At 38.9% G+C, this 14,209-nt stretch carries 17 protein-coding genes; all 17 read right to left on the bottom strand.

Annotation, left to right across the window (positions count from 1 at the left end; genetic code table 11):
- Position 1: 1 nt before the first annotated feature.
- The 17 genes from HMPREF3090_RS03380 to HMPREF3090_RS03460 all read right to left on the bottom strand — a co-directional run bounded on the left by HMPREF3090_RS03380 (position 2) and on the right by HMPREF3090_RS03460 (position 14,189).
- Positions 2-202, bottom strand: a complete 201-nt coding sequence (locus tag HMPREF3090_RS03380) for a hypothetical protein (RefSeq protein ID WP_067976422.1) — start codon at positions 200-202, stop codon at positions 2-4.
- The gene (locus HMPREF3090_RS03385) at positions 202-1,758 is read right to left on the bottom strand and encodes a peptidoglycan amidohydrolase family protein (protein WP_067976424.1); all 1,557 of its coding nucleotides are present in this window, start codon (positions 1,756-1,758) and stop codon (positions 202-204) included. The genes HMPREF3090_RS03380 and HMPREF3090_RS03385 overlap by 1 nt, the downstream gene beginning before the upstream one ends.
- On the bottom strand, positions 1,758-2,831 hold the full coding sequence (locus HMPREF3090_RS03390; protein WP_067976426.1) for a hypothetical protein: 1,074 nt from the start codon (positions 2,829-2,831) through the stop codon (positions 1,758-1,760). The genes HMPREF3090_RS03385 and HMPREF3090_RS03390 overlap by 1 nt, the downstream gene beginning before the upstream one ends.
- A complete protein-coding gene (locus HMPREF3090_RS03395; RefSeq protein WP_067976428.1) occupies positions 2,831-3,880 on the bottom strand; it encodes a hypothetical protein in 1,050 nt (349 codons plus the stop codon). Before HMPREF3090_RS03395 ends, HMPREF3090_RS03390 begins: the two co-directional genes overlap by 1 nt.
- Positions 3,877-6,084: a phage tail tape measure protein gene (locus HMPREF3090_RS03400; protein WP_070485936.1), complete on the bottom strand. Its 2,208-nt coding sequence runs from the start codon at positions 6,082-6,084 to the stop codon at positions 3,877-3,879. Before HMPREF3090_RS03400 ends, HMPREF3090_RS03395 begins: the two co-directional genes overlap by 4 nt.
- Positions 6,085-6,269: 185 nt before the next feature.
- Entirely contained in the window at positions 6,270-6,677 is a 408-nt protein-coding gene (locus HMPREF3090_RS03405; protein ID WP_067976432.1) for a hypothetical protein, read from the bottom strand.
- A gap of 9 nt (positions 6,678-6,686) precedes the next feature.
- On the bottom strand, positions 6,687-7,268 hold the full coding sequence (locus tag HMPREF3090_RS03410; protein ID WP_067976434.1) for a major tail protein: 582 nt from the start codon (positions 7,266-7,268) through the stop codon (positions 6,687-6,689).
- Positions 7,258-7,581, bottom strand: coding sequence for a hypothetical protein (locus HMPREF3090_RS03415; RefSeq protein WP_067976436.1), 324 nt, complete (start codon positions 7,579-7,581; stop codon positions 7,258-7,260). Before HMPREF3090_RS03415 ends, HMPREF3090_RS03410 begins: the two co-directional genes overlap by 11 nt.
- The gene (locus HMPREF3090_RS03420) at positions 7,578-7,943 is read right to left on the bottom strand and encodes an HK97 gp10 family phage protein (protein ID WP_067976438.1); all 366 of its coding nucleotides are present in this window, start codon (positions 7,941-7,943) and stop codon (positions 7,578-7,580) included. Before HMPREF3090_RS03420 ends, HMPREF3090_RS03415 begins: the two co-directional genes overlap by 4 nt.
- Positions 7,933-8,235 carry a phage head closure protein gene (locus HMPREF3090_RS03425; protein ID WP_067976440.1) on the bottom strand — a complete coding sequence of 101 codons (303 nt, stop codon included), beginning with the start codon at positions 8,233-8,235 and terminating at the stop codon, positions 7,933-7,935. The genes HMPREF3090_RS03420 and HMPREF3090_RS03425 overlap by 11 nt, the downstream gene beginning before the upstream one ends.
- Positions 8,225-8,497: a hypothetical protein gene (locus tag HMPREF3090_RS03430; RefSeq protein WP_067976442.1), complete on the bottom strand. Its 273-nt coding sequence runs from the start codon at positions 8,495-8,497 to the stop codon at positions 8,225-8,227. Before HMPREF3090_RS03430 ends, HMPREF3090_RS03425 begins: the two co-directional genes overlap by 11 nt.
- A gap of 24 nt (positions 8,498-8,521) precedes the next feature.
- On the bottom strand, positions 8,522-9,703 hold the full coding sequence (locus tag HMPREF3090_RS03435; RefSeq protein ID WP_070485938.1) for a phage major capsid protein: 1,182 nt from the start codon (positions 9,701-9,703) through the stop codon (positions 8,522-8,524).
- The gene (locus tag HMPREF3090_RS03440; RefSeq protein WP_067976447.1) at positions 9,672-10,271 is read right to left on the bottom strand and encodes an HK97 family phage prohead protease; all 600 of its coding nucleotides are present in this window, start codon (positions 10,269-10,271) and stop codon (positions 9,672-9,674) included. The genes HMPREF3090_RS03435 and HMPREF3090_RS03440 overlap by 32 nt, the downstream gene beginning before the upstream one ends.
- The gene (locus HMPREF3090_RS03445) at positions 10,271-11,461 is read right to left on the bottom strand and encodes a phage portal protein (protein ID WP_067976448.1); all 1,191 of its coding nucleotides are present in this window, start codon (positions 11,459-11,461) and stop codon (positions 10,271-10,273) included. The genes HMPREF3090_RS03440 and HMPREF3090_RS03445 overlap by 1 nt, the downstream gene beginning before the upstream one ends.
- A gap of 25 nt (positions 11,462-11,486) precedes the next feature.
- Positions 11,487-13,187: a terminase large subunit gene (locus HMPREF3090_RS03450; RefSeq protein WP_067976654.1), complete on the bottom strand. Its 1,701-nt coding sequence runs from the start codon at positions 13,185-13,187 to the stop codon at positions 11,487-11,489.
- A gap of 19 nt (positions 13,188-13,206) precedes the next feature.
- A complete protein-coding gene (locus HMPREF3090_RS09540; protein ID WP_067976450.1) occupies positions 13,207-13,773 on the bottom strand; it encodes a helix-turn-helix domain-containing protein in 567 nt (188 codons plus the stop codon).
- Between the two features lie 101 nt (positions 13,774-13,874).
- Positions 13,875-14,189: an HNH endonuclease gene (locus tag HMPREF3090_RS03460; RefSeq protein ID WP_067976452.1), complete on the bottom strand. Its 315-nt coding sequence runs from the start codon at positions 14,187-14,189 to the stop codon at positions 13,875-13,877.
- Positions 14,190-14,209 lie beyond the last annotated feature (20 nt).

Below are 14,209 nucleotides of genomic sequence, written 5' to 3' on the forward strand. Positions count from 1 at the left end.
TCTACACTCTCCATTCCTGACCGTCTTCTGTCATCAACTTACCTAAGTCCCAAGATTTTTCGTCTTGGTACCACCTTTCGAACCCCTGCGCAATTGCCTCTCTAACATCACGCCCATATTTTTTTGTTCTAATGAATTTAGCAATATCGGTAATGGAATAAAGTTTATTGGGATCCATAGGCGAACCATCCACATACGCCATTACTGACCACCCTCATTTCTTTCTACTATATTTTTGTTGTTCTCTGCTAATTCTTTGATTTCGTCAATGCGCTTATCGATAGCAGTAAACCGATTGGAATATGCTGTTGCTCCTCTCTCCAAGGTAGCTATGTACCCTTTTAAGTAAGCTAAGTCATTCTTAAAGCTCATGAAGTCTCGAACCCCTCGCTCTGACCAATAGTCCGATGCATTAGCTATCTTATGCCCCAAGACATAATTAGATTTTTCAATATTCACTATGTCAATTGTTTTCTTCACGCACTGCATAGTGGCCCCCTGGTCTCCAAAGAGAGGATTGTTAACAACCACATAATCGTTTAGATTGATTGATTTATATTCGCTTGGATAGAGCAATTGTAAATTTGCAACGCTTAAATTCACTTCTGACTGATCAATAAATTGTTGGAGCAGATCAGTTTCTGCCATCTCTTTAAGTAAAGCTGGGTCACTCACATTATCGTAGTACTTTACTTTAGTAATAGCACCGTAACGTCTGAGCAACTCATTGTTAAATATGTTCGTAAAACTATTATTAACGTCTGAGACTGTAATTTCTTCGGTTTTATTATCTGCCCCAGGACTTACTGAAGGTCCTGCTATTTTTTGTTCTCTTGCTCCCTTAAGACGATACCAATACGTTGGAGGACCGCCTAGCCAACCGCTTAAAGGAGTTATCATGATTCCTTGCGTGCCAGGGCCAACTGTACAGTGAATAATTTGACCATTCCCGTAATAAACTCCCGTATGTCCATTTGACCAACCGGAATTTCCTTTTATCCCTGAAACAAAAATATCCCCTCTCTGTTTCTCGTCAGCATTAATAGGGATAAGAAGACTGCCTTCAAGAGCATACAAGTCTTCTGTAGACCCTAGCGCAGTACCTTGGGGTAGAAATCCCGCGTAGATTAAGGCACTATATACAGCGCTCGAACAGTCGTAAGAGTTAGGTCCTCCCCGGGCCACCATGCTATAGCCTACTTTCCCTTTTCTTTGTTCGAACCACTCGATTAATTTGTCGATTTTACCTGACACAACTTCTACATATCCAGTTTTATCAATTTGTTTATCCCAAGATTGTAAATTATAGGATTCAATCACTCGAATGAGTGAGGGAGCATAGTTAGGGTCTGTTGCATAGCCTGCATTTTTTAAAGCCCAACAAGCTTTTTTATAGTCAGTCTCTCCAATTACTGCACGATAATTATTTCGTGCCCAGGAACTTCCTTGGAAAAAGTTTGTCCGGTCTTTAATACTATCTGCCCAACTGGCGTATTTCCTAAAACCGGCATTTACCCAATAACTCCCACCAGCGCCGACCTCTCGAGTATTCATATACACCACTTGGCCCGTCCAATTAGACCCGGATTTAACTCCAAAAAGATTGTGGTTAGGAGGTGCTCCAAGCTTTGACCTCCCCCAGTCACTTTCAAGAATTGCTTGAGCTGCAGTAACTGACGGAAGCACTTTAGAAGTAGACCATTCAGCAATTACCCCAGGCTTAATGGCATTTAAGAAATCGGTTTGAAATGCTTGCACTATTCCCCCTCACCCTCCTTCTCTTCTTTTTGATACCGTCCAATTGGAATGATGATTGAATAGACATCATTAACTTTATTCAACCGCGACATACTTATTAAATTATCACCAACAGTAACTTCCGTTTGATTAAAATCACCATGGGATTGTCCAATTAAATTAACTTTTAAATAGCCATCAATATAAGAAGTTGTAAAGCGACAATTACATATCTCACAAAGCTTAGAAATCGCCTCAAAAGTATCCATCTCAAGAGAAACCTCTAGCGAAACTTGTCTGGACTCAGAAATTATTTTGTTCCCTGATTGAGTAGTGATAACTGTCTCTGTTTCATAGATATCTTCTCCCTTAATCCATCCAATTTTTACCCCTTGATAAGATAAAAAATAAGCATTTCTTGGTTCATCGTATGCTTCTACACGATTTACGCGCTCTTTTGCGAAATCTGCAATTCTCAAGCCACTAGGATGGTGTGACGGAGAAAAATAAACAGCACTCGATTTGATTCGAGCGCTGTCTCCAACAGACAAAGTTTTATGCTTGGTCTGTTTTTTAGTTTCTTTAACACTTTTAACAATATTTGCCACATCATCATCAATTTGGCCAACAAAGAAATTTTTCCACCATCCGGCAGAAAATTCATTAGACGTTGGAACAGTATTTACCTGCATGTTGTGGCTATCGAGTAGCTTACTTAATACCTCTTTAGGTGTGCCAGTAATGGTAGTTCCAGTATTAAAGGTGTACACACAACTATCATGTAAAAAACCTTTATTAGATTCACATGTTACTGCTTTTTCTACCCCTATTCCATCTGCATCCTGCTTTTCTTCTACATTGATGACACGTCCATAAAAGATGTATTGGCCATCATAATAAGACATAACGAAAACTTGGGTAGTGAAAGTATTTAGACGATCATATCCTGGGTTTTCTTGATTAATTGTAAATGTAAAAGAGTCAATTTTATCACTTTCACTATTCATTTGACCGCTTAAAATTCTCGGATAATCAACTGCTGGATCATTTAAGTTGATGAACTCATAGTCGTCTAGGAGGAAAACGTTATACATTAAATAACCTCTTTTCTAAATTTAAAGTTCAGAAATAAATCATACCCATAGATTGATAACTTATTAGCTCCAGGATTAAGAACCAATGAATGATTTTTTACTTTCCCTGACTTATCAATGCGTAGACTTATTGGACCACCATTATTGTTGACGATCGTGAACCCTTCATGGAAAATTCTGGAAGCACTATTATCCAATTTTGTAACTTCAATTTCTGGATAAATTGGAACTGAGCCGGTGTTGATTAAAGTAATTGAAGTTATATCGGGCAGTGCTTCAAGAGCATCTTGTTCGTAAATTAAAAGATTACTATCTTTACCACCTAGACGATACATTCTTTTACTAATTACCCACTTATTTTGATGGCCATCAGGGACTTCTAAAACTTCTTTTACAGGTCCATTGACTACTGTTCGGGTTTGACTACTACGTAACCTATCTTTCCTGGCATTTGCAGTTGATTCTCCAACCGTATGTGTTGCCCAGGACGTTAATGTGACTTGAGTTCCTATTTTTAATGGCTTAAATTGCGGTGATTGGCCATTCGTTCGTGGCAAGGACACAGAAGTTGTTTGTGCCACACCACCCTCAAAGTAAAAGGAATCCCAAATGTCATCACCTTCATACTGGTCTCCAATCAAAAAGGGGTAGGCATTAAAAGTCACTTTTAAAGTTCCATCTATCCAATTTTCTGTGAATTCAGGAGCATCTTCCACTTCAGCTAAAAAATGAAAGTCAGGAATGTAATCGTCATGCAACTCTTGCTTACCATGGCTAAACAATAACCAGTTGACAAGGACGGTTTTTACTCGATACATTTCGTGTTTCGTCTGAATTCTTCGATTGGCAATATTGAAGTAGTAAGACACTTCCCTTGTTGTAAACTCTGGAAAACCTAAAATTTCGGAAAAATCATACTCTCGATTTGAATAAGGTAAATCAAGTTTTCTCTTCACTTTTTTGGGATAACCGATTTCTCGCTTAGCAATTGTAATTCCAAAATCATCATAGGAGTGCTTGCCTAAATAACGAATTCCTTTGTATATCATAAGCTAAGCCCCCTTCTTACTAAGTCAATATTTCGACCATTCAAACGGTCGCTATAGCCATTCGTTAATCGAACAAACTCTTTCCCATCAATATGCAACACAATATCAGCTGGCTTACTTGGTTCCTGCGATTGAGTAAGTGGGCCTAGCGCTTCCACAATACCTTTACCGATGTTCTTTAAGTTCTGCTCATTAAGCGGCAAAACAGCCTCTGGCCCAGCTTCTCCACCAGCCAGAAGCGTGCTTCCGCTCATACCAAAAGCAGTAGGTTTTGTCATAATCCCTCCATGTTTATACCAGGCAACATCAAAACTAGGTACGCGTGGAGGGTTTAAGCTGAAGCCTCCTGTAATGGTAACGTGTGGCAATTTAATACGAGGAAGTGACCATGTAAAGTTAAAGAAGCTTTTCATTTTATCAATTCCACTTTTGACGGTATTAACTGCATGGTTAAACTTAGTTCTCACAGCTTGTTTGATATTTTCAAAAATTCGACTGATGGTACTCAACATCGCTTGGAACTGAGTCGAGATATTATTCTTTAACTCTCCTGCCTTTGCTTTAATCGTGTCCCAATTGTTGTAAAGCGTAACCCCTGCGGCTACTATCACCGCAATTACAGCGACAACCGCTAGAATCGTTCCGATAATAGGCAATAGACTCGCTGATACTCCTGCACCAGCAACCGATAGTATGCCAAATGTACTGACTAATGACAGAATGATTGGTAGCAAAGCTCCAATAACTGCGATAATAATCAATACAACAGCAATCACTTTTTGGGCCGCAGGACTCAAGTTATTGAACCAATTCGCTAACCCCTGGACTAGCGGAGCTAATTGCTTCATTAATCCAATAAAAATTTCCATTACTGGCTGACCGATAGCTGCAGCAAATACTTCTTGAGCACGCTTCATATTACCTAAAGTATTTTCAAAAGAATCTCCTTCACGAGCAGCTTGTCCTAAAGCTCCAGATACTTTATTGCCATCCTCTACCATTGCCAATAACGTTAATTGCTTCTGAGCTTCATCTAAGTCATTAAACGACTTACCGTATAGCTCATTAGCTTTAGCGTTTCGAGTGGTTTCAGTAGCGCTAATACCCAATGCTGCGTCATTTTCGTAATTTCCTTTGAGGAACGACTGTAGGCTCTCTGTTACATCCTCAATAGAGACATCGTAAAAAGCGGCACTATCTGCAGCTGCTTTAGTCGCCCGTTCAGTTAGGCTTAATGCCCCGGCAGTATCCATTCCTGTTGTTTTAGCAAAGGCTGCCATCTTAGTGAATGAATCTCGCAGCCGCCCGGGTAAAATATTAGTTTCTAGTGAAATTCTATCTAACGCCGCAGTAGCTTCAGCTTCTAAAGTCCCAAAAACTTGCGAAAACTGTGCTTCAGACGCTTGCATTTTTCCTGCAGCTTCCATCCCTGTCTGCCCAAGATCGAACATTTTACTTGAAACATTAGAAAGCGTATTAGAGACCGTCCCTAAAGCCTCACTTTGAGCAATATCTCCAATCCGGTCAAGTTTAGACTTGGTGTCTGAGCTGGTATCTGCCATCTCTTTTAGATTTTGAGTAACATTATCAATAGAATTGCCATCGTCAATAGAATCTAGAGTCTGCTTCATCTTTTGCATATCAGCTTCAGACCCTAAAGCTTCTTTGCCAATCAAATCTATAGCTCTCTCTAAGTCTTTAGATGACGCTGTACCGTTCTTAATAGCATTAGTTAACTTATCCCCTAATACTCCTGAAAAACTTTCTACAGACCGTCCTGTGGCTTCCAGTAACGTTTCTAATCGTTGGGTGTTTTGGGCATATTGACTTTGCTCATTTTTAGTTTGTTCCAGTGCGTTCTGATAGTTTTTAAGACGACTTTCAGTATTAATCACCTCACGCTGGAAAGCACGGTATTGCTCTTCACCTAAATCTCCAGAGTTAAATTGAGCCTCAACTTCAGACTGGGCCCCTTTTAGAATCGATAGCTTATCAGAAGTCGCAGTAATCTGATTATTTAAGATTTGCTGCTTTTGAGTCAGCAACTCTACACTACTTGGATTAAATTTAATCGCAGAATTAACAGCCCGCAATTCTTTAGTCGAATTGATTGACGCTTTTTCAACATCCTTAAGGGCATCACTCAAATCAGATGTGTCTGCACCAATTTTAATCGTAATCCCTTTAATATCTTTACTTGCCAAGTGTCTCACCTCCTAAAAACTATCAAAATCAGCTTGAGTTGCTAAACGTTTTGAGCCTGACTGATCACTATCTAAGGCATTTACATACTCATGAGCATAATCAATCACGCTTCCGATTGTCATATATTGCAACTCTTCAATACTTAAACCAATTTGCTTACAAATATAAAGATAGGATTCAGTGGTTAATAATTCATCCCCTGCATTCCTATCGTTCTCGACTTTTTTGAGCGCTGCAGCAATCCATAAAGATTTTCTAAAGTATCAGGAAGAATATCTGCTACTGGGAACTCTTCAAAACTTGCTAACCAAGTCATTAAATCCGGCAAGTCTGGGTTCGCTGTTTTAGCCATGATATAAACTAAGCGATATAAAACTGTTAAATCTAAATGTGATAGGTCTTCATAAGTTAAATCGTTAAGATTCAAGTTTTGTTGTTCTTCTGTTGCTGTATATGCTCCACTCAGTGATTTGATTAAAATCAAAAGATCACTAAAAAAATCACGACCAAACTCTTTTTTATAGAGAATGGCCGTTGCTCCGTTTGTCGCGAGTTTTACATCTCGCCCATCAATTTGAATAATTTTAGACATCTTGTCCTCCTAACGTGATAATGGATCCGATGTTTTGACAGGTTCATAAACTTTTTTGAAGAAATCTTCATACATGCTTAAATCTGAAGAAGCTCGAATCTTAACAAGCTTATCTCCCGGCCGTGCAGCGCATTTAAATTCAAGTGTCTCTGTATTAGGTTCACCATCTGATTTTGTCTTGGAGCCAATCTTAGACCGGCTAGCGCTGCAATAATAAAGTAAGTGACGATTCTGATTGGCATCACCGCTAAATTCAAACATTAGTGCAAAAGGTTGGGATTGAGAAGTTCCAAATTCAGCAATCGTCCCATCAGTATTCTTGACCTCTCCTAAATGTTCAATCCGAAAATCATCTGGAATTTTTGCTGTTTCTAAAGACCCTTCATAACCTTGGTTATTTTGATTGTAGTAATAAATAGTGTTATCTGCATTAAATTCTGTAGGATCGCCGTTTGGTTCAAGCGATAGTTCTACCGCCCCTGGCCAACTCTTGACTTTTCCATAAGTCGCTTGACCGGTTTCATCATTGAACGATACTGACGCATAGTGTACATTCTCTAGCCCAAATTGGACCTTATTCTTATCTGCCATCAATCATCACCTCATAAATTCTTTGATAAATATTATCATCTTCGTTGTAAAAATCCCCTAAAACATCATATGGATATTTAGCATCTGCTAAAACTTTCTCTAGCTTCTTCTCTGCTTCGAAATCCTTATATTCTGTATAAAGCTCCACGCCAAATTTTCCTGACATATGGTAGACAATGTTATCTGCCTTAAATTCAATAACCTCACCATCCATAATAGCCATGTAAGGAGGCTTAGGAGCTTCATCAAAATGATTGTAAGCAATTGGCCATCCTAACGTTTCCAGGGCTTCGATTAACTCACTATAAGTCATCCTTTTTTCACTCTTTTCTCAACTGCTTTTTCAAACTTACTAATGGCTTCTTTTTCAATTGGACCAATATGAGGATAAGCTGGGGCTTGACGTTTTCTATTCCTCGTGCGATGCCCTTTTTCTAGTAAATGGGTTAGTCGGTAGTGCTTCCTGTTACGTACATAAGTATTTAAGCCTTCTTTTTTCGTTCCCCACGACTTCCGATACTTCCCAGTTCTTTTAGGACTTGCTGCTCTCAACTTTTTCGCTGTTTCCTTAGCGATTTCTTTTTGATCCTTCTGAATCCCTTCTACAACATCATTTGTATAAGTAGCCACTTCATCCGCTAACTTTTTAGATAGTTCATCAATTTTAATTGACACCTTTAGCCACCTCACAGACAAGTTCTGTTTCTTCAAAAGAAGCTCGATAGCTTCTAATAACCTTATAAACCACATCTTTATAACGTACACGCCGTTCCCCATCGTATTCGTAACTGTGCACAACAATATTAATTTCAGGATTAAAGCCCTGCTCTGCTGCACGATAGAACTCGGAAGAAGATATTGAACTGGTTTTGCATAATACTCTAGTTTCTTTATCTTTGTAGCGATGGTTTTTCGTCTTGTCCATATAGCGAATTGACTTGATTAAAATTACTTCATCATTCCACATGCTTCTCACCTACTACTAAATTATGCAAACGCCATTGCAAATGCCTAGGGAGAGTCGGATCATCTTTATTGGAGTAACGATATTCAGCATAATCAGCCACAAACATAACATGATCAGGGCGATCACTCTTAAGAGTAATCCCCTGCTGATTTTCAATTTCACTAATTACTCCAGAGATAATAGGTAAGAGATAAGTATCCCTTACTTGACTTGTAATGCCTAAGCGAGATTTAACAATGCCTAAAACCGCCTCCTTGTCCATTACAAATCACCTCCTAATTAATTATTAAGCTTGTGCTTCGTCTGTGTAAGTCACATACACGCCTGCATCCGTATCAGTGGGTTTAACGTCAAAGCGCAGATAACCTGCTAGCAATTGACCGTAAATGTCATGATCCACCCATTTAACTGAAGCTTGTTTACGGTCAAAGAGTGTAATGGCTTTATTTAAATCACCTACAAAGCCAACTTTATCCCCGTCTTTTTTACCGATTAAGGTGTCATCTAAAACAATGACTTCTTTACCAAACAGGCGCTTACCTGATTCCACTGTAATATCATCTTGCAGTAAGTAACGTCCGTTCTTATCCTTCAATAAGTCCAGTGCATTGTAAAGAGAAGCTGAGATGTAATATTTCACATCATAAATACGTTTGATGCCTGTATTAACTAATGTCTTTAAGCCATCGGGACCTTTTACAGCCTTCTTGGTTGCAGCTTTCATCGCTTCAGCAATATAGTGGTTCTTAGTATTCAATGCTTGGCCATTAATCTCATTAGCAATCAATCCTGTCACATCATAGTTAGCGTCATCAATCACTTCTTGAGAGATTGGAATATAACCACGATATGTGCTGACATCATAAGTTACATTTTGAATCGTTGGATTTGCTAATTTAGGGTTGTTAGCTAGTTCTTCAACAGAAGTCATTTTATTATCGGTATGTTTAATTACAGGATACTTACCTCCACCTGAATTAACAGATACGCGATTAACATATTTACTTAAATCGGTAGCTTCAGTTTCAACTACTTTGGGAGAAAGTAACTCCTCAGGGATTAGTGCTCCGCCATCTACACTAGTGAAATCACGCGTTTCTCCTTGTGTATGAACATAAGCATTAATGGCTTCTCGGGTTTCTTTAGTTGGCGTTGTCATAGCTCGTGCTCCTTCTTTTTGACCATCTTTTAAAGTATCTGGTGCTTTATCATTAATTTCTTTTAGTTGATCTTCTAAATTATTGATTTCATCCTCTAATTTAGACTTTTCTTCTTTTTTATCTTCAATTTCTGCTTTTAAATCATCCGCAGTTTTCTGAATATCATCTAGATCTTTTTCGCTTTCTGCTTCATCAGCTGCTTTTAACAGTTGCTCCCGCTTATCCAATAGGTCGTTCAACTCTTGGCTCAAAGGGGTTAAAGCATCACGTTTTAACTTAATGCGATTCGCTAAAATAATTGGGTTCATAATTTAAAGTCTCCTTTATTTTTAACTTCTTAGCTTCTAATAATTCAGATTTGTAATCAGCAAGATCTTGATTACGTGCTTTAATTTCTGTTTGAGGATAGGCTGGGAAGGTTACAATTGAAACTTCAAACAGGTCAATATCCGTTAACCTCGCCTCAACTTTCCCATCTTCACGGTCTGTATATTCAGTGCTTACGGGATAAAATCCAAAGCTGCAGCCATTGATATCTCCACGCTTTACGCGCTCATACACCGCTATAGCTTCGCTGTCTGCACGGTTAATTGTCACAGTACCCCATAAGCCTTTATCATCTGACTTAAGCGTTAGAGTCCCATTTCCACACCGACCAAGGACTTGACCAGTATTGTGGTTAAATAGGCACCGAATATCTATTTCCTTTAAACTTCGATTAATGGCATCACGAGTTACTAATTCGATATAATCGGGACTAAGTTCTGTAGGTTCGTTATACCGGATAAAATATCCACTAAGTTGTAGATTTTCATTATCTTCTACAGCACGAAATTGACCAGGAAAATATCCAGCTCGAAATTCTTTCTTAGACATTAGAGGTCCTCACCACCTTTCAATTTCTTTTGATTACCTAATTGATCTTGAGGAAGGTAATTCTCTAAAACAATCAGTTCTTCCATTTCTGGGTCAGGATCTAAGCCTACCCAGTCGCGCAGTTCATTACGGCGCATCGCATTCATTCGGACCATTTGTCCCCCAGCTTCAACTAACATGTCTATTCCATAAGCGTATAAGCTTCTCGGATTTAACTTAAAGTACCAATTTGGCGAAACTAATAAATCACGCGTTAAGGTCTGAGCGATAATCTGTGCAATTGACATGATCCGTGTATTAATGAAATTGTTGTATTCATCACGATCAAACTCACCTACACCTAAGAAAAAAGCAGGAACTCCAAGAAGTCCTGCAACAGTCTTTTTATCTAATTCTACTGAGTCGTTAATCGCAATATCATTTAGAGTCAGCGGTGTGATCTTTTCTACATCAAGCAACTCTGCAGGAATTACCCATGGTTCACCTGATTTTGAACTTTTTAAATATTTTTTCTTAACTTGCTCTCTACCTTGTTCTGAAGCTAACTCTTCACTCAAGGCATCAACCTTTACGATTAGATTTGGCATATACTCCCCAACCATAAAATGGTTTTTAGTTTTATTTGCCTGCTCCAGGTTGTTTACTAGACTTTTTAAAGTAATGCGATATCCTGTACCAGTCCATCCATCGTAACGGTTTGGATTAATCATAAAATGAATCAACTGACTAGCGTCATAAAATTGCTTATCTCCATATTGGATTAGCAACTCATTATCTTTCGTATAAAAGCTGACTTGAGACATATCTAGTGGCGTTAAATCCTTAATCAGTAAAGTCTTAGGATCAACACTAATGTGTACTAAGGCATTCCCCTCCCCATCAAGCAGCAAGTCTTGGACAATGCGGTAAATCCATGTCTTGCGTGTCATATGCTTACAAGGATTAATATCGATCTTTCTAGATAATTCATTTTGAATACGCCTGTCACCTTCTGAAGTATTCTCAACTAGATGAATGGTCATGCTAGACACCAGGTCTGCAATTTTATCAATGGCAATTCGCACCTCAGGATTGTCACGCAACTTAATGTATCCGGCAATGTCATCGAAGTACCCAGCGTTGGATAATGCTACTACAGCTTTTCTATTTTCTACACGCTTTCTAGGTCTCCACCTATCTAATAGTCCCACTCACTCACCTCCTTTCAGTAGATACCTAACTATTTAGCCACCTCTTGGCCACATTTCCCGTTTGCATATCGTCCAACATTTGGACAGCAGAAAAGACCCCTGCATCGAACAAGTCAATTCGTTGAGTCTTTGTTACTTTTTCATATTGAATCATGTCATCCGTCTTTTCGATAGCACGTACATTCTGTACACAATATTCAAAGGCCGGGTTATGGAGATAATACAGCTCTTTGTTTTTAGCTTTTAGTTCAATTCTTCTAAAACCTTCGCTTTTCCGATAAAAATACTGTGGCTGGTCTACCACTCTGAACTTGGCCTTTTTCATTCCAATCATGAATTCCCGACCAAACTTCTTATCGAAACCAATTTGTTTAATTTTAAAACCTTTACGCCTCATGGAAACAAACCATTTAACCACATCATCGTAATGAACAGTCGGGGTATTACTCATGGTTAATACGCCGTCATCCTGCCAACCAAACAACGGGATATTATCTTCTTCTGCTTTATGGTAGGCTGCAGCAATCGGGAAGAAGGCATGCGTAATGACAATATCAATTTCTTTATCCTCGGTTTTATACCGTCCATACAAAGCAGATGCCGATAAGTCGTGCATCTTAGAGAGGTCAGCCCCTCCATACCAAGTAATATTTAACTTAGCTAAGTCTTCTAATGTCCAATCATAGGACAGATCACTCGACCTAAATTCATCGATATTAAAATAAGCTCGCATCGCTGAAGTATAAATATTCAAAGACTTGGTAAGAAAATCTTTTCTTTGTTGAGGGTCATTTTGGGCCTGCTCAGCATCACTTAGAATATCTTCTGGGCGAATCGTCACGCCATAGTTAGGGTTAGCTTTTTCATGTTGAATAGGATTGGTATAATCCACCGTTCCTTCCTTCGTTTCATCTGCTTTTGCGATAAAAATAAAATACTGCTCATCGGTAATGGTGTGATCCAATACCTTCTGGCAGTACTTTAACCGGTTGTAACAAAAAGAGTTCATATTATCCCCAGCAGTCGTAATTCCAATCATTAATTTATTCGTATAAGCCTTCATTGCTTCCTTAATGATATTGTACTGCTTAGGTGTTTTATAAGCATGGAGCTCATCTGCAATACCCACATTACAGTTCAAGGAGTCTTGGGTATCAGGGTTAGCAGCCAAAGCTTGAATATAAATAGACCCTTTTCCAAGAGTGCCACTAATCGAGTGCTCCATATTATTATCCAGCACCCTAAAATTCGAAATTTCTCCCATTTCAGTTAAGTTGTATTTCAAATAATTAAAGGATTGCATAGACTGTCTGAGTGCAGCACCTACAATATAAACTGTCGATCCTGAATTACGCTCAAGCAAGGCTAAGCCCCAAGATAGGGCAGCAATAAATCTTGTCTTCCCATTCTTTCGAGGTAAAAACACAAAGGCTTCTTTAAAACGCCTTTTCTCCGTGCCTGCATGCCAAAAGCCCAAGAGATTATACACAATGAATTTTTGCCAAGGCTCTAAGATGAATGGCTCTCCTCTAAGTGGGGTTCCATCTAGTCTTTCACCTTGGTCATGCACAAGTGTGGTCTCAATAATTTGAATCACAAACTCAGCATCACGACATCTAAAGTCATACTCTGGATTCTTTAAATCAGCTAAATAGCGTTGGCAGGCTTGAATAATCTCTTTACTGGCAATTTTTGTACCATCCACAATTGATTGTGCGTACTCCATCACAACTTGTTGGTTAGGATTAGCCACCAATGCTGCTTAGCACCTCTGCTAACTTAGACCCAGATTTTTCATTTGGTAAATTAAGCGACTGATATGTCTTCGGATTAAGGCATAATCGATCGGAGTACGTGATTATATCTTTCCTTAAAGTCTCTAGCTGCTTAGTAATCGGCAGCTTTCGACCGTCTAAGTCTTCAAGAGCATAGCCGCTTTCTTGATATTGTGTCATCCGCAGCTCATACTCTCTGACTACATTTACAAAAATAGTAATCAAGATGTTATATTCGGGTTTGTAAACTCCTAACGATTTCATATCGCTGACAACTCTTTGCTTTATCGCATCAATTTCTTGTTCCAATTCAACCTGGGTATCATCAGTACTAAGCTTTAGTGGCTGTTTGGATAAAAAATAATCGTCATCTAGGTCAAATTCTTCAACGATTTTAGAAAGTAGCGCCGTGCTAGGGTTTTTACGACCATTTTCAATCTCTGATAAGTAGTTTTGACTGATATTTATTCGTTCAGAAAACTGTTTTTGAGTCATTTTAAGGTAATTTCTCAATTCTTTAATCTTTAACCCTATCAAAATACCACCTCCTATGAATATCGCTAAATAAACTGCCGAGTCTCCGGAGAGGGAAGAGTCCCTACTCCTCGGTCTCCCGTGGCCGGCCCAAAAATCCGGACTTAGGGGGGCCTATCAAAGAATTTTTCGAACTCTTTTCGCCTTTTTTGTTGCCAATACAGCCCTCTGCCAATAATTTTGTCCGTTTTCCTATCGTGAAATCCATTATGTTCCTTGTTTGTCAACGGCAGCAAGTTCCAATCCACCAGTGCCAGCTCCGGATACTCGCTTAATGGATAGATATGATGGATCATCTCTGCTGGTTCGTGCCTGCCAAACTGCTTTGCTTCTGCTGACAGATAGTTATAGCGCCTTAGTGTAAGCTCACGCTTCTTCTGCCACTTAGCAGTTCGGTAAAAAGGATTAACTTTTTTCATATTGAACTCCTTTCGAAGTA

Origin of the sequence: Aerococcus sp. HMSC23C02, assembly GCF_001806805.1 — a bacterium.
GTDB classification, from domain to species: Bacteria; Bacillota; Bacilli; order Lactobacillales; family Aerococcaceae; genus Aerococcus; species Aerococcus sanguinicola.

Excerpts from the sequence above, each read along its gene's own strand:
- HMPREF3090_RS03380 (WP_067976422.1), bottom strand. The coding sequence starts at position 202 with ATGGCGTATGTGGATGGTTCGCCTATGGATCCCAATAAACTTTATTCC.
- HMPREF3090_RS03390 (WP_067976426.1), bottom strand. The coding sequence starts at position 2,831 with ATGTATAACGTTTTCCTCCTAGACGACTATGAGTTCATCAACTTAAAT.
- HMPREF3090_RS03395 (WP_067976428.1), bottom strand. The coding sequence starts at position 3,880 with ATGATATACAAAGGAATTCGTTATTTAGGCAAGCACTCCTATGATGAT.
- HMPREF3090_RS03405 (WP_067976432.1), bottom strand. The coding sequence starts at position 6,677 with ATGTCTAAAATTATTCAAATTGATGGGCGAGATGTAAAACTCGCGACA.
- HMPREF3090_RS03410 (WP_067976434.1), bottom strand. The coding sequence starts at position 7,268 with ATGGCAGATAAGAATAAGGTCCAATTTGGGCTAGAGAATGTACACTAT.
- HMPREF3090_RS03415 (WP_067976436.1), bottom strand. The coding sequence starts at position 7,581 with ATGACTTATAGTGAGTTAATCGAAGCCCTGGAAACGTTAGGATGGCCA.
- HMPREF3090_RS03425 (WP_067976440.1), bottom strand. The coding sequence starts at position 8,235 with ATGTGGAATGATGAAGTAATTTTAATCAAGTCAATTCGCTATATGGAC.
- HMPREF3090_RS03430 (WP_067976442.1), bottom strand. The coding sequence starts at position 8,497 with ATGGACAAGGAGGCGGTTTTAGGCATTGTTAAATCTCGCTTAGGCATT.
- HMPREF3090_RS03435 (WP_070485938.1), bottom strand. The coding sequence starts at position 9,703 with ATGAACCCAATTATTTTAGCGAATCGCATTAAGTTAAAACGTGATGCT.
- HMPREF3090_RS03440 (WP_067976447.1), bottom strand. The coding sequence starts at position 10,271 with ATGTCTAAGAAAGAATTTCGAGCTGGATATTTTCCTGGTCAATTTCGT.
- HMPREF3090_RS03450 (WP_067976654.1), bottom strand. The coding sequence starts at position 13,187 with ATGGAGTACGCACAATCAATTGTGGATGGTACAAAAATTGCCAGTAAA.
- HMPREF3090_RS03460 (WP_067976452.1), bottom strand. The coding sequence starts at position 14,189 with ATGAAAAAAGTTAATCCTTTTTACCGAACTGCTAAGTGGCAGAAGAAG.